This is a genomic window from Moritella sp. JT01, assembly GCF_001574435.1.
Taxonomy (GTDB): Bacteria; Pseudomonadota; Gammaproteobacteria; order Enterobacterales; family Moritellaceae; genus Moritella.
In genome coordinates this window covers 83,547-97,700 of the sequence record NZ_LOCN01000002.1, presented here as the reverse complement: position 1 = coordinate 97,700, position 14,154 = coordinate 83,547, and the positions used below count along the sequence as shown (strand labels likewise).

Below are 14,154 nucleotides of genomic sequence, written 5' to 3'. Positions count from 1 at the left end.
AGTGTGTGGCGTTTTTTTTTCAAAAAATAGCGTGGAATTGTTTATGAAATATAAAGATCTGAGAGACTTTATTGCCTTACTTGAAAGCAAAGGCGAATTAAAACGTATTCATCAAGAAATTGATCCGTATCTAGAAATGACGGAAATTTGCGATCGCACATTAAAAGCAGGCGGTCCGGCATTATTATTTGAAAATCCGAAAGGTCATACTATGCCTGTGCTGGGTAACCTATTTGGTACCCCTGATCGTGTCGCTATGGGCATGGGACGTGAAAGCGTCAGTGAACTGCGTGAAGTGGGTGAATGGTTAGCTTATTTAAAAGAGCCTGAACCACCGAAAGGTTTTAAAGAGTTAATGGAAAAAGTACCGATATTTAAACAGGTACTGAATATGCCCACTAAAAGACTGCGTAAAGCACCTTGCCAAGAGATAGTGCTAACAGGCGATGATGTTGATTTAAGTCAGATCCCTATTCAGCATTGCTGGCCTGGAGACGTTGCCCCATTAATTACTTGGGGTTTAACGATCACCCAAGGTCCTTATAAAAAACGTCAGAATTTAGGTATTTACCGTCAGCAAGTGTTGAGTAAAAACAAATTAATTATGCGTTGGTTATCACATCGTGGTGGTGCGCTGGATTTTAAAGAATTCCAAGAACTAAACCCAGGTGAAAACTACCCTGTGTCTGTGGCACTAGGTGCTGATCCCGCGACAATTTTAGGAGCCGTAACGCCGGTACCTGATACGTTATCTGAATATGCTTTTGCAGGTTTATTACGTGGTAGTCGTACTGAAGTCGTTAAGTCTATTTCCAATGATCTTGAGGTGCCTGCTAGCGCTGAAATTATCTTGGAAGGTTACATTAAGCCGGGTGAAATGGCAGAAGAAGGCCCTTATGGTGATCATACTGGTTACTATAACGAGACTGACTCTTTTCCTGTATTTACGGTGACGCATATTACGATGCGTAAAGATGCCATTTATCATTCGACCTATACAGGCCGTCCTGCAGATGAACCTGCGGTACTGGGTGTGGCGTTGAATGAAGTCTTTGTGCCTATTTTACAAAAGCAGTATCCTGAAATTGTTGATTTTTATTTACCGCCTGAAGGTTGCTCTTATCGCATGGCGATCGTGACAATTAAAAAACAATATCCAGGCCATGCGAAACGCGTGATGCTGGGGGTGTGGTCTTTCTTACGTCAGTTCATGTATACCAAATTTGTGATTGTCTGTGATGATGATATTAATGCGCGCGATTGGAATGATGTGATTTGGGCAATTACCACTCGCATGGATCCTGCGCGTGATACCACGCTGATTGAGAATACACCAATTGATTACCTTGATTTTGCATCACCGGTATCGGGTCTTGGCTCAAAAATGGGTATGGATGCAACCAATAAATGGCCTGGTGAGACAGATCGCGAATGGGGCGAACCAATTGTGATGGATGAGAAGGTTAAGCAGCGAGTCGATGATTTATGGGACGAATTAGGGATTTTGTGATATAAATGAGCTAGATCATAAAAATTCGAGCTTGTCAGAGATTGAGATTGAAAGGGAACGTATGTTAAGAATTAAGTGTGAAGTGACATTGTTAGAGTCGTATACAGAGACTGTATTTAACGTGAAGTTAAAGCCAGAACAAAAAGTTGAGTTCCAGGCTGGGCAATATCTAATGGTGGTCATGGCCGAAGACGACAAGCGCCCATTTTCTATTGCTTCAAATCCGAGTAATGATGATATTTTAGAATTGCATATTGGTGCATCAGAACAAAATTCGTATGCAATGCAAGTCGTGGAAAGACTAAAATCAGGCACTATCGAAGTTGAACTGCCAGGTGGTAATGCTGGTCTAAGAGAAGAGTCTGAGCGTCCTTTGGTATTAATTGCAGGCGGCACTGGTTTTTCTTACACAAAATCTATTCTAGAGCGTGCGGTAGAAGTTAATCAACGTCCTATTTCATTATATTGGGGTGCGCGTGAAGCATCGCATTTATATGCATTTTCGTTGGCACAAGAATTAGCTGATGCGCATCCACAGGTGACTTTCATTCCTGTTGTCGAAACCGCTCCAGAGCAATGGTCTGGTAAAGTTGGGCAGGTGCATAAAGTAGTGATGGAAGATGTTGCTGATTTAGCGGCATGTGATGTTTATATTGCTGGTCGTTTTGAAATGGCTGGTGCAGCGCGAACTGACTTTGCACCGCTAGGCGTCAAAGAACATTTATATGGCGATGCATTTGAATTCATTTAATTGATAATGAATGTATTCGGATTAAAAAAGCCGTAACAGATGTTACGGCTTTTTATTATTTTGAATATGATACTGGCTTAGTTGTGAGTTGTACGATTAAGCTTGTTGATGGTAACTTAAGCTTTTTTTATACGTCGCATTTGCATCATTAACGAGACCTAATTTTTCGTAAGCATGTGCTAGAGCACTGTACGCAGAGGTAGACGGTGATTGACTGATACCTTGGCTTAACTCTTCTACGGCTTCGCTCCAACGACCTTCTTTTACCATTAATTGACCAATACATACAGCTAATAAACCTGAGCCTTCACGCGTGTTCTGCAGACGCTTAAGACGTTCGATGAGCGCATGGTAATCACCAAGGTTTAATTTAGGTGTTAGGCTGATCAGTTCTGGATACAGTTCATTACTTAATGCGTCCATCAGCAGCAGATAAGCTGACTGGTGGTCGTTACGTCCTATTAACAGGTTAACTGTTTCTGCTAGATAACGGCCATCATGTTTAAGTTTCTTTGGTAGTGAGCTCCAGGTATCAAGTAATCCAGTGCTGCCTTGCTGTTTGGCTACTTCACCTAAATGTTGGAAATGACTATGTTTACGTAGTTCATCAGCTTCGCCTGAGGTAAGTAATTTTTGTTTTTGTAATGCTGGAATAAGCGTGAGTAATTGTTCCCATTCTTTTCTTTCAATACAGACAGCTTTAAACATTGTTAGCACTACTTTATGCTTTGGATGTTTATCATGTAACGCAGATAGTGATGCAAATGCTTGTTCAAATTGCTGCTGCTCAATTTGCAACTTAGCTTGTGTTATCTCGACCGCAAGGATATTTTTATCTGCATTCTTGTGTGCTAATAATAAATATTCATCACGTTTTTTTTCGTTGCCAAGACCTTGTGCAGATTGCGCTGCGGCAAGGTAATTTAACACGGGTACTTGTGCTTTTTTGGCTGCTTTTAAAGTTAACGTTTCTGCTTTTTTAAAGTCACCACTGGCTAATGCTAAGATGCCTTTTTCTGTTTGTATTTTAGCGCGAGCTTGATGATAGCGATTAAACCAACCTAGGCTGTAAGTCAGTTTATTGATTAATGCTTCAAACCCTAATAAAGTAAAGTAGAAAGCAATCACCATCACTACGGCACTACTGACTGTTGCATCGATGACGTAATCGCCGGCTGCAATCATGACATAACCTTTATTGCCCATTAAATATGGGGCACCGATTGCACCTGCAAGAAGCAGCGCGATTAATACTATAAATCTAACCATTTTATCTGCCTCCGTTTATTTTGTGCTTGTGCTATTGGCTAATCCGTTGATTTTACGATCTCTGATGGTTGTCTGGATCAGTGCCGCGCTGTTTAGTTTTGCAGGGTATTTTGTTGTAATCGTTGCTTTGCTCAATGTATCAAGATTCGCCAGCATACTTTTGGCTGCGGGTTGATTTACATCGTAATAACGCTTAATCCAAGTTTTTGCTGTTTTCAGTGCATGCTTGAATTTAGCTTGATCGTGACGATATATTGCGAGTTCTGCTTGTAACAGTTGTGTTTTTAAGTTTTCAGTCAAATACCAAGCTGCTTGTGGTGATAACAGGGCGTCAACTGAATTATCTTGGCGACGGATCGTGATAAAGTTATCGCTGAAAGATTGCCATGACTTAGTGAGATTCGCTTTCCAGTCTGAACTATTACTTGATAATGTACTGTTTTTTTTCACGACATCAGGACGAGTAAGGCCTGCTAATACGAGATTATCCACTTCTTCTATTTGAATCGCGAGTTTCAGTGCTAAACCATCATGATCAATACGCGGTAATTTAGTCAGTGTGGCAATATCTTGTTCAATCACTTTGCGTAGTGGTAATAAGCTCGGATCATTTAATTGTGTTAAACGACGACTGGCAGATGATAATAAGGCTAAGCTGGTATCAATATCTTGTTCTAGCGCTATTTTACGGCCCGCCATACGAATTAAGTATTCCGCTTCTGCGAGCATCCATTCATTGGGATTACGCATTTTAAGGTTCGCGACCGCCAGTTGTACGGTTTCGAGTTGTGCCGCGGTTAGCTTTTCACTGTCTTGGATCTGGCTAAGTTGTTGCGCCGTTTGCTTTAATTGGCTGGCTACAGCTTTTTTGTCTTCGCTTAGCTGCTGACGTGATGATTGCTGTGCGTTTTTTTGATCTTGCAATTGTGCTTGTAATTTTGTTAGCACTTGTTGCTGTAGTTGGTTTTGCTGATGGCTATGATAATAGAGACCTGCGCTAAGGCCTAGCGTTAACAGGATCGCCACCGCACCAGTGACAATACCCGCTTTACTTGCTGGCTTACCTTCCGTTGTAATCGTATCTGATGAATCAACAATGCCTTTGTTGGTTGTTTTGGTATTGGCATTTTGACTGTTTTTTTTATTGTCTGTCATTTAGCTTATTCCTATCTGCATATCCAATTGCTTAACAGCATTAAATAATGAATTATTTGATGCACCACTAGCAATGGTGACGTGTTCTATTCCTAACGCATGAGCAAGTGCTGCTATTCGTTGGCTAGGAACAATAAAGTGCAAGTTTAGTACCCAAGGTAACGCTGTGTAGGGTATCGTTTTTATTAGGTTACCCAGAATCTCACCGCTAGTGATAATAACACTATTAATGGCGAATTGTTGCCACTTATTAATCAACAACTCGGGTTCGTAGTAGGGGGAAGATCGTTGATAAACTTCACAATATGTCACGTTAGCCGAGCGTTTTATTAGATCTTCTGCCATCGTCTCCCGGCCCCCATTACCGCGTAGAATAACAATGTTTTTGTGTTCTACTGCCGTATTAGTAAGTAGTTTTAACACCCCTTCGCTATCATGTGTTTGGGGTATTTTGGCGTGATTTACACCGTATTTTTGCCAGCGTAGTGCTGTTGTTGGACCTACTGCAATGTAATTTATATGCTGTGGCCAAATTTTATTTTCTTGTATTAAACTGCGATGAGCATAATTTACAGCATTATCGCTTATGGCAATAATATAGTCATCAGGCTGTAATTTTTCCAGTAATGAACTAACTTTATTAAATTGCTGTCCTGCGGATATATCGATAAACGGACAACATAAGGCAGCCCCATTAGCTGCCTCAATTTGACGAGCGAGTTGCTCGCCTTTAACGCGAGGGCGAGTGATTAGCGCCCTGATTTTCATGCGTCTGCGTTATTATAAACAGCCGCTAAAATTTCTTTTGCACCTTGTGCCAGTAATTTATCTGCAAGTGTGAGTCCCAGCTGGCGTGCATTTTTACGGTCACCACGGATTTCTGCGCGAATGACTTTAGTACCGTCTGGTTTACCAACAAGTCCACGTAACCATAGCTCATCACCGTCGATTAGTGCGTAGCTACCGATGGGTACCTGGCAACCACCTTCAAGTGCGAGGTTCATAGAACGTTCTGCCATGACCCTGTCACTGGTTAAAGCATCATTTAAAGGGGCTAGGATTGCTTTTACACGTTCATCATCAACGCGACATTCAATGCCGACAGCACCTTGACCAACAGCGGGAAGACTTTGCTCTGGTTCAATATAACTCGCAATACGGTATTCCATATCTAGGCGCTTTAGGCCTGCGGCAGCTAAAATAATCGCATCATAATCTTTGTTATCAAGCTTGTTTAAACGCGTGTTAACGTTGCCTCGTAAGTTCATTATTTTTAAATCTGGACGTGCTTCACTTAGTTGGCATTCACGTCGTAAGCTACATGTACCAACGATTGCACCTGGTGGTAATTCTTCGATCTGACGGTAAGTATTTGAAACAAATGCATCACGTGGGTCTTCACGTTCACAAATTACTTCTAAGCCTAAACCTTCTGGAAATGCAACTGGTACATCTTTCATTGAATGCACGGCGATATCGGCGCGATCTTCAAGCATTGCTATTTCTAGTTCTTTTACAAAAAGACCCTTACCACCCACTTTTGCTAAAGGCGTATCTAAAATGATGTCACCCTTGGTTACCATTGGGATTAATTCAACGGTAAGGTTTTGATGAATTGCTTCTAGACGTGCTTTTACATATTCAGCTTGCCACATTGCTAATGGGCTTTTACGGGTTGCAATTCTTAGTGTTTCAGTAGCCATTGTATTTCCAAATTTAACTAGATTAGCTAAATATTAACAGATTTAATCCGTTAATAGTTGATCTAAGGTGGGCTTATTTGTAAATAATACACCTTATTTAAGCATGCGATAACGTACATAATTGGGTCTAAATAGTACGTTATTCAGAGGGCGTAGGTGTGCTAGTTAAGTAAGGGGGAGGTTAAGATAATGATTTATATTGTGGGTTATTGGCTGCAGCGTGTACTACTGCAGCTTAATAAATTAATGATGATTAACTAGTCACAATTAAGGCGGAATGCTTTATGACTTTTTTTGATGTGTTGTTTAATACTACCAAGGACTGTTTTAACTTCACCTTTTGATGTTGCCTTTTGCAACTGGTTAAAAAGGTGCGTTAATTTTTCCATACCTTGCTGATAAGCCATATGTTGCATATGCGTACTATGAACCATACCTTTCATACCTTTCATGTCTTTCATATTTGCCATTTTTCTGTGGTCCATACCTTCCATGTCTTTCATATTCGCCATTTTGCTGTGGTCCATACCTTCCATGCCTTTCATATTAGCCATGTTGTTGTGGTCCATATTTTTCATAGTGGGCATGCCTTGCTGCAGTTTTAATGGTATTTCATCTTTCGCTTTAGCACTGCTCGCCAATAATTTGGTTAGCTGAGCTTGCATTGCAGCTTGGTCATTACGTTTAAAGGCGCCGACATAGGCTTTTAAATCATCACTCATTTCTGTCATGACACTGCCCAGTTGGGTATCTTCACAGTGACCATCCTCATCGCCGTGGGCAAACGCTGGTGAACTGAGGGCGGCGCTAAGTGCGATTGCTATTGTGATTTTTTTAAACATTATTTTGCTTCCTTAATATATTTATTTATTCGCGCTGATTACATTTTGCTCATCAATCATCTGGGACTTTAAGCTGATTGATTTCCACAAATAGAAAGACGCAGGTAATACTAATAGTGTCAGAATGATCGCTGATGCCATGCCTCCAATCATAGGTGCGGCAATGCGTTGCATTATCTGTGAACCCGTACCGTCCCCATACATAATGGGGATTAAGCCGATGATCACGGTTGCTACTGTCATCATAATTGGGCGAACACGTAAGCCTGCACCATCCATCACCGCCTGCTGTAATTTGGCTTTGGTGAAATTACCTGCCGCTTGTGCGCTTGCTAACGATTGGTTTAAATAAACAAGCATTATTACGCCGATTTCGACAGATACACCAGCTAGGGCGATAAAACCAACACCGACGGCGATCGAGAAATTGTAGTCGAGTAAATATAATAACCAGATACCACCAATCATGGCTAATGGCAGTGTACCGAGGATCAGTAATACTTCACCCACACGTCTAAAGGCGAGATACAGTAATAATACGATAATCGCGAGCGTTGCTGGGATCACCACAGATAGGGTCTCTTTGGCACGTTGCATATATTCGTATTGTCCCGACCAGGTAATTGAATACCCTGCGGGTAATACTAATTGCTCGGCTACAGCTTGCTGGGCATCGACTACATAAGAGCCGAGATCTCGGCCTTCAATGTCCACATAAATCCAACCATTAGGGCGGGCATTTTCGGTTTTGATCATCGGAGCACCGTCTTCGACGTAGATGTTTGCGACATCACCTAAGGCGATTCTTGCACCTAATGGTGTTATCAGTGGTAATAATTTAATTTGCTCAATACTGTCTCGATAAGATTGAGGGTAACGAATATTTACCGGGTAACGCTCTAATCCTTCAATGGTTTGAGTGACGTTAACACCGCCTACTGCTGTGGATATGACTTCTTGTACATCCGCAATATTCAGCCCATAGCGCGCCGCTTTTTCACGCTCGATATCAATTTTCACATAACGTCCGCCAACAACACGTTCAGCATAAGCGGATGCGGTACCGGGTACGTTAAGTAAGATTTTTTCTATCTGTTTACCAATTTTTTCAATCTCAGCAAGTTTTTCACCCGCGATCTTGATACCAATCGGCGTTTTGATGCCTGTGGCTAACATATCAATACGGGTTTTGATTGGCATTACCCAAGCGTTGGTTAAGCCCGGAAATTGGACTAATTTATCAAGTTCTTGACGTATACTCTCAGAGGTAACCCCTTCTCGCCATTCGGCTTTCGGTTTTAAAGTGATGAACGTTTCAATCATGGTTAATGGTGCTGCATCGGTGGCAGTTTCGGCGCGACCTGCTTTACCCCATACGCGTTCTACTTCGGGCACGGTTTTGATTAACTTATTGGTTTGCTGTAATAACTCTCTGGCTTTACCTATGCTGATGCCAGGGTAAGTGGTTGGCATATACATGAGATCACCTTCATCAAGCGGCGGAATAAATTCACTACCGATCTTATTTACAGGATAAAAACCGACAGCGACAAGGCCAATAACGATACAAAGTAGTAGTACTGGCGCTTTGAGAGAGAATGCCAATGCCGGACGGTATAATGCGATTAAACCGCGGTTGATTGGGTTTTTATGTTCAGGTAAAACCTTACCGCGAATAAAGTAGCCCATTAAAATTGGTACTAAGGTAACTGCGAGTCCAGCTGATGCCGCCATCGCATAAGTTTTAGTAAAGGCGAGCGGGGCAAACATTTTACCTTCTTGGCCTTCCAGTACGAACACGGGGACAAAGCTGAAAGTAATAATCAGTAACGAAAAAAATAATGCCGGACCGACTTCTGAAGCCGCTTTACTGATGATCTGCCAACGGTTTTTATCCGTTAACGGGGTTTTCTCAATATGTTTATGGACGTTTTCGACCATCACAATTGCCCCATCGACCATCGCGCCAATGGCTATCGCGATCCCACCTAGAGACATGATATTGGCATTGATGCCTTGCCATGACATTACGATGAAGGCCACCAGAATACCGATGGGTAAACTGACTAATACGACTAATGAGCTGCGAATATGGAATAGGAATAATGCGCAAACCACAATAACGACAAGAAATTCTTCCAATAATTTCAGGTAAAGATTTTCGACCGCATTGTCGATTAATGTTGAACGATCATAGGTAGGAACAATTTCAACACCTTCCGGTAACGAGGCTTGTAATGTTTGTAGTTTGTCTTTGACTGCGGCAATAACGTCACGGGCATTTTCGCTGTAGCGCATGACAATAATACCACCAACCACTTCGCCTTCACCGTTTAGTTCGGAAACGCCACGACGCATTTGTGGGCCTAGTACAATATCAGCGACATCACCGAGTAATAAAGGTGTGCCGGTATTACTGAGTTTTAAGGGGATGTTTTTCAAGTCATCGATTGAGCTGATATAACCATTTGCACGCACCATGTATTCGGCTTCCGCCATTTCGATGACGCTGGCTCCCGCTTCCTGATTACCGCGTTTAATCGCATTCGTGATTAATGATAATGGGATCTGGTAACTGCGCAGCTTATCAGGGTTCACACTGATCTGATATTGCTTAACCATACCCCCGACAGTCGCGACTTCCGATACACCGGGTACGGTCTGTAATTCATATTTTAAAAACCAATCTTGAATACTGCGAAGTTGGCTTAGATCGTGATTACCACTGGTATCGGTTAGTGCGTACGAATATACCCAACCCACACCCGTTGCATCAGGCCCCAGTGCTGGTTTTGCAGTGCTGGGTAGATTCGGAGTCACTTGCGATAAATATTCTAAAACACGCGAGCGAGCCCAGTACATGTCAGTACCATCATCAAAGATAACGTAAACATAAGAGTCACCAAAGAAAGAGTAACCGCGCACTGTTTTGGCGCCCGGCACCGATAACATCGCCGTCGTCAGTGGGTAGGTGACTTGATCTTCAACAACTTGTGGTGCTTGCCCTGGATAACTGGTTTTAATGATAACCTGTACATCAGAGAGATCTGGGATAGCATCAATCGGGGTATTTTTGATCACAAAACTACCGTAGATAAGGACGACCAAAGTCGCCAGTAATACCATGACACGATTGTGTATCGACCATTCAATTATTTTCTTGATCATTACAGTTCTCCTGCATCATCAAAGTCTAACCAAGCTAAATCATCTTCAACTGCGGGTGTGGTTGTTTTCGACATCGCCTTATCGTCCATGCTGTCCATATTCATCGAGCTAAGATCCATTCCCGCCATTGCGCTGTGATCCATTGCCATACTGTTCTTGTTACTTGCTGTTGGCGGACCAATACGGCTGAAATCTGCGGTTAAGCTTGATTCTGAATCCAACAGGAACTGTGCACTGGTAACGACTTCATCACCCTCTTTAAGCCCGGCTAACACTTCAACATAACCTGCAGACTCTCTGCCTAAAGTGATCTTGATTGATTGATATTGGCCGTTACCTTTGGCGAGTACGATACGGTCAAAGGTACCAGAGCGGATGATGGCTTCACGGGGTACTTGTATTGCGTTGGTTTGTTGTTGACTGCTAAGCGTTAACGTTGCAAACATGTTTGGTTTTAATTGCTCATCAGGATTGGCTATTTTTATTCTGACTTTTAGAGTGCGGGTTGCGGCATTTAATTCCGGGTAAATATAATCGACTTCTCCCAACCAGGTTTGCCCAGGGAAACTATCTACCTGCATTTTAGCCTTGTCACCGATTTTCACTTGACCGGCTTGAGATTCAAAAATTTCGGCTTGTAACCATATTTCCGTTAATAATCCAGCTTCGATTATCTGCGCTAAAGGCGTGATATAAGCGCCTTCACGGATCGAAAGTGCGGTGATATAACCGGATTCAGGGGCTGATATCGTGACATTTTGGATCACTTTTTTAGTTCGCATGAGCTGCTTAATCTGTGTTTGGTTTATACCCAATGCAGACAAGCGATGTTTTGCCGACGTGATGAGGATTTTATTACCGATATGTAGGGTGTTGAGTAACTCTTCTTGGGCCTTAATAAGTTCTGGTGAATATAAGGTCAATAGTGGCTGTCCTTTCGAGACATACTCACCTGTATTGTTGATGTAGAGTTTATCAACCCAACCAGACACACGACTATTGATTTGCCATAACGAATCTTGATTAAATTCCAGCATACCAACGGTATTAATTTGGGTAACGAAAGGGCGAAGTTGGGCTGGTTGTGTCCGCACGCCTAAATTATTTTCTACTCGTGATGAAATGGTCACTAAGCCTGCATCGCTTGCCGTTGTGGCATCTTTGTATACCGGTATTAAATCCATGCCCATTGGCGATTGACCCGGTTTATCACGGCGGTAATTGGCATCCATCGGTGCAACCCAGTACAGCGGCTCCTGGGCTGTGGTATTTTGCGTTTGCTCGGCATAAACAGGGACTAAATCCATGCCCATCGGTGATTGACCGGGGTTATCGCGGCGGTAATTAGCATCCATTGGGGCTACCCAATACAGGATCTCTGGTTCTGCGCTAGTTGTATTCGTTGTTGCTTGTGTACTAAACCAAGTACCTGCAGCAAGACCCAATGCTAATGTAATTGAGCTGGTAAGTAATGTTTTCATATCGGCCTCTATAATGCTTGAAAATAACGAATGCGAGCTAAGTTTTTTAAATTTTGAAAGTGCAATTGCTGATATTCAAGCGTGAGTGCTTGTTCATCCATTAATGCTTTGATGACTTGTTCAAAATCATTGGTATTGGCTTGATAACCTTGTATTGCGGCATCACTATTGGCTTTAGCTTGCACTAGAAGGGTGTCTTGGTAGCGCTGCATTCTGGCCTGGGTATTACTGAAATTAGCGATAGCACCATTTAATATGCCATTGAATTTAATCAGTAATAGATCTTTTTCTGCTTGCTTAATACCTTTACCTTGAGTGGCTGCTATGACGACTTGGTCTTGGCGATTACTGGTGAATAGCGGTATGTTCATGGTGACTGAACCACTGATTAAATCACTACGGCTGGATCCGGTCGTCATATCTAGCGCTTCACGATGACCGTAACCAATATCAATTTTGAAGGCTGGTTTATAGGACTCATTAGCGGTGGCTATATTATTTTGAGCTACGTCAATGGCTTGTTGCGCGGCTAATACCTGTGGGTGATCAGCCAGTAATCTATAGTGTTTTAGATCAGCTTGTTGCACATATTCAAGGCTTTTAGGCCACGTTGGTAGTTGAGAATCAAATTCATCAAACGCTTGTGGACCAATCCAAGAGACGAGTTGCCCGCGCAGTGCTTGCTCTTGCTGCGCAAAGGCGGCAATTTTGTCATCAAACTTGGCGAGTTCTAATTCTGCTTTAATCAGATCTTGGTTTTGACGATAACCTAACTCAAATTGACGGTAGAGGTTGGTAACATGCTGACTAAATAATTGCTGATTTTTGGCGAGAATGGTTTGGGCTATTTTGGCAAAGCTAATATCAAACCATAATTCTCGGATCTGCAATTTTAATTCTAATTGGCGGTTTTCTGCAAATTGTATGCTCTGTTGTGCTTGTAGCGAGAACCCTTTGGCTGTTAATTCCAAGGTATCACCTGCTGAAAACTGTTGTGATAAACCAAGGCTAAATTGGGTCATGGGATCATCGGATAATGAAAAACTATTAACGGGCACATTGGCTAAACCGAACTTAATCATAGGGTCTGCAAGTTGTGACTGGCTAATGCCTTGAGCTTTTAAACTTGCTTGTTGCGCACTGTATAAGATTGCAGAAGGATCGCGTTGTAGCGCAATATTTTCTGCAATCGAGAGCGTTAATTGTTGAGCATTGGCATTTATAGTCAGTAATGCGAATAGCCCAAAATAAATTTTGGATGACATTCTATTTCCTTAATTAATTGATTTTTAAAAAGTTATTAAAATCAGTTAATGAGAGGAGGTCGATATAGGCTATCTTGGTGTTGTTTTAGAGGCGGGGTTAATTCGTAACGTAGCAAGTTACTTTGTTTATAGGTGTTTAAGAGCAGCTTATTATTATAATTAAGAAATGATGATACGCAGGTCGTATTACAGTCGCTACAATTATCCATATTGCTGCAATCATCGTTATTATATTGGTTTGTTGAATGTTGAAGCTGTGGATTATCATGCAGCATTTGACTCATATTGATTTGAGAGTTGCATGGCATGTCTTGCATATAACAAGAAATATTGGCTGGCATCGTGCGCATGCTCATTGCCTGAAGTGGTAATGAGAATGTGTTTATTAATATTAATAAAATAAATAACACTATACGCATGAAAAAAGACACATCAAAAAAGGTAAACAAATAATGAATATGGCAGGGAGCATAATCTTTACCTTAAGGGGAAGGTCAAGTGTTGAGATGATTATATTGGCAGGTAAATTTTAGGTATAAAAAAACCTCGATAAACGAGGTTTTTTTATTTGTTCTTGTAAGAAAGTGGTGGGCTGTGAAGGATTTGAACCTTCGACCAATTGATTAAAAGTCAACTGCTCTACCAACTGAGCTAACAGCCCCCTTATTCTTTCTTTTTATAGCTTTATGTCTTATGACATAAACACCACAATTTAAGTGGTGGGTCCTACTGGGCTTGAACCAGTGACCCTCGCCTTGTAAGGGCGATGCTCTCCCAACTGAGCTAAGGACCCACATTATTTTTTTAGCGATAGTTATGTCTATCGTATAAACTGGTTGCGGGAGCAGGATTTGAACCTACGACCTTCGGGTTATGAGCCCGACGAGCTACCAAACTGCTCCATCCCGCGACAATACTGTGTTATAAAGAAAGTGGTGGGCTGTGAAGGATTTGAACCTTCGACCAATTGATTAAAAGTCAACTGCTCTACCAACTGAGCTAACAGCCCC

Annotated in this window: 10 protein-coding genes and 4 tRNA genes; 2 read left to right on the top strand and 12 right to left on the bottom strand. The window is 41.9% G+C overall.

The features are described from left to right. Positions 1–43 precede the first annotated feature (43 nt). On the top strand, positions 44–1,510 hold the full coding sequence (gene ubiD / locus AKG98_RS02715) for a 4-hydroxy-3-polyprenylbenzoate decarboxylase (protein ID WP_067041008.1): 1,467 nt from the start codon (positions 44–46) through the stop codon (positions 1,508–1,510). Positions 1,511–1,571: 61 nt separating this feature from the next. Further along, the gene (gene fre / locus AKG98_RS02710) at positions 1,572–2,261 is read left to right on the top strand and encodes an NAD(P)H-flavin reductase (RefSeq protein WP_067041006.1); all 690 of its coding nucleotides are present in this window, start codon (positions 1,572–1,574) and stop codon (positions 2,259–2,261) included. Positions 2,262–2,357: 96 nt separating this feature from the next. On the opposite strand, the gene AKG98_RS02705 is transcribed toward fre, so the two are convergent. From AKG98_RS02705 to AKG98_RS02645, 12 genes are all read right to left on the bottom strand, one after another. Beyond that, positions 2,358–3,530: a heme biosynthesis HemY N-terminal domain-containing protein gene (locus tag AKG98_RS02705; protein WP_067041003.1), complete on the bottom strand. Its 1,173-nt coding sequence runs from the start codon at positions 3,528–3,530 to the stop codon at positions 2,358–2,360. A 15-nt stretch (positions 3,531–3,545) separates the two neighbouring features. After that, entirely contained in the window at positions 3,546–4,685 is a 1,140-nt protein-coding gene (locus tag AKG98_RS02700; RefSeq protein ID WP_067041000.1) for a uroporphyrinogen-III C-methyltransferase, read from the bottom strand. Beyond that, on the bottom strand, positions 4,686–5,453 hold the full coding sequence (locus AKG98_RS02695; RefSeq protein ID WP_067040997.1) for a uroporphyrinogen-III synthase: 768 nt from the start codon (positions 5,451–5,453) through the stop codon (positions 4,686–4,688). Continuing rightward, positions 5,450–6,388, bottom strand: a complete 939-nt coding sequence (gene hemC / locus AKG98_RS02690) for a hydroxymethylbilane synthase (RefSeq protein WP_067040994.1) — start codon at positions 6,386–6,388, stop codon at positions 5,450–5,452. Before hemC ends, AKG98_RS02695 begins: the two co-directional genes overlap by 4 nt. A 257-nt stretch (positions 6,389–6,645) precedes the next feature. Beyond that, complete coding sequence (locus tag AKG98_RS02685; RefSeq protein WP_067040991.1) at positions 6,646–7,230, bottom strand: copper resistance protein CopA; 585 nt, start codon at positions 7,228–7,230, stop codon at positions 6,646–6,648. 21 nt (positions 7,231–7,251) lie between these two features. Next, the gene (locus AKG98_RS02680; protein ID WP_067040989.1) at positions 7,252–10,398 is read right to left on the bottom strand and encodes an efflux RND transporter permease subunit; all 3,147 of its coding nucleotides are present in this window, start codon (positions 10,396–10,398) and stop codon (positions 7,252–7,254) included. Further along, positions 10,398–11,879, bottom strand: coding sequence for an efflux RND transporter periplasmic adaptor subunit (locus AKG98_RS02675; protein ID WP_067040986.1), 1,482 nt, complete (start codon positions 11,877–11,879; stop codon positions 10,398–10,400). The genes AKG98_RS02680 and AKG98_RS02675 overlap by 1 nt, the downstream gene beginning before the upstream one ends. A gap of 8 nt (positions 11,880–11,887) precedes the next feature. Further along, complete coding sequence (locus tag AKG98_RS02670) at positions 11,888–13,144, bottom strand: TolC family protein (RefSeq protein ID WP_067040983.1); 1,257 nt, start codon at positions 13,142–13,144, stop codon at positions 11,888–11,890. Between the two features lie 585 nt (positions 13,145–13,729). Then, a tRNA-Lys gene (locus AKG98_RS02660) sits at positions 13,730–13,805 on the bottom strand. 56 nt (positions 13,806–13,861) lie between these two features. Further along, positions 13,862–13,937: transfer RNA gene (locus tag AKG98_RS02655), tRNA-Val, on the bottom strand. A 40-nt stretch (positions 13,938–13,977) separates the two neighbouring features. Further along, positions 13,978–14,054 (bottom strand) — tRNA-Met (locus AKG98_RS02650). A gap of 23 nt (positions 14,055–14,077) precedes the next feature. Beyond that, positions 14,078–14,153 (bottom strand) — tRNA-Lys (locus tag AKG98_RS02645). Position 14,154 lies beyond the last annotated feature (1 nt).

What these genes read in the sequence shown, in the direction of transcription:
- ubiD (WP_067041008.1), top strand. Translation starts at nt 44, where the DNA reads ATGAAATATAAAGATCTGAGAGACTTTATTGCCTTACTTGAAAGCAAA.
- fre (WP_067041006.1), top strand. Translation starts at nt 1,572, where the DNA reads ATGTTAAGAATTAAGTGTGAAGTGACATTGTTAGAGTCGTATACAGAG.
- AKG98_RS02695 (WP_067040997.1), bottom strand. Translation starts at nt 5,453, where the DNA reads ATGAAAATCAGGGCGCTAATCACTCGCCCTCGCGTTAAAGGCGAGCAA.
- AKG98_RS02705 (WP_067041003.1), bottom strand. Translation starts at nt 3,530, where the DNA reads ATGGTTAGATTTATAGTATTAATCGCGCTGCTTCTTGCAGGTGCAATC.
- AKG98_RS02685 (WP_067040991.1), bottom strand. Translation starts at nt 7,230, where the DNA reads ATGTTTAAAAAAATCACAATAGCAATCGCACTTAGCGCCGCCCTCAGT.
- AKG98_RS02675 (WP_067040986.1), bottom strand. Translation starts at nt 11,879, where the DNA reads ATGAAAACATTACTTACCAGCTCAATTACATTAGCATTGGGTCTTGCT.
- AKG98_RS02680 (WP_067040989.1), bottom strand. Translation starts at nt 10,398, where the DNA reads ATGATCAAGAAAATAATTGAATGGTCGATACACAATCGTGTCATGGTA.
- hemC (WP_067040994.1), bottom strand. Translation starts at nt 6,388, where the DNA reads ATGGCTACTGAAACACTAAGAATTGCAACCCGTAAAAGCCCATTAGCA.
- AKG98_RS02670 (WP_067040983.1), bottom strand. Translation starts at nt 13,144, where the DNA reads ATGTCATCCAAAATTTATTTTGGGCTATTCGCATTACTGACTATAAAT.
- AKG98_RS02700 (WP_067041000.1), bottom strand. Translation starts at nt 4,685, where the DNA reads ATGACAGACAATAAAAAAAACAGTCAAAATGCCAATACCAAAACAACC.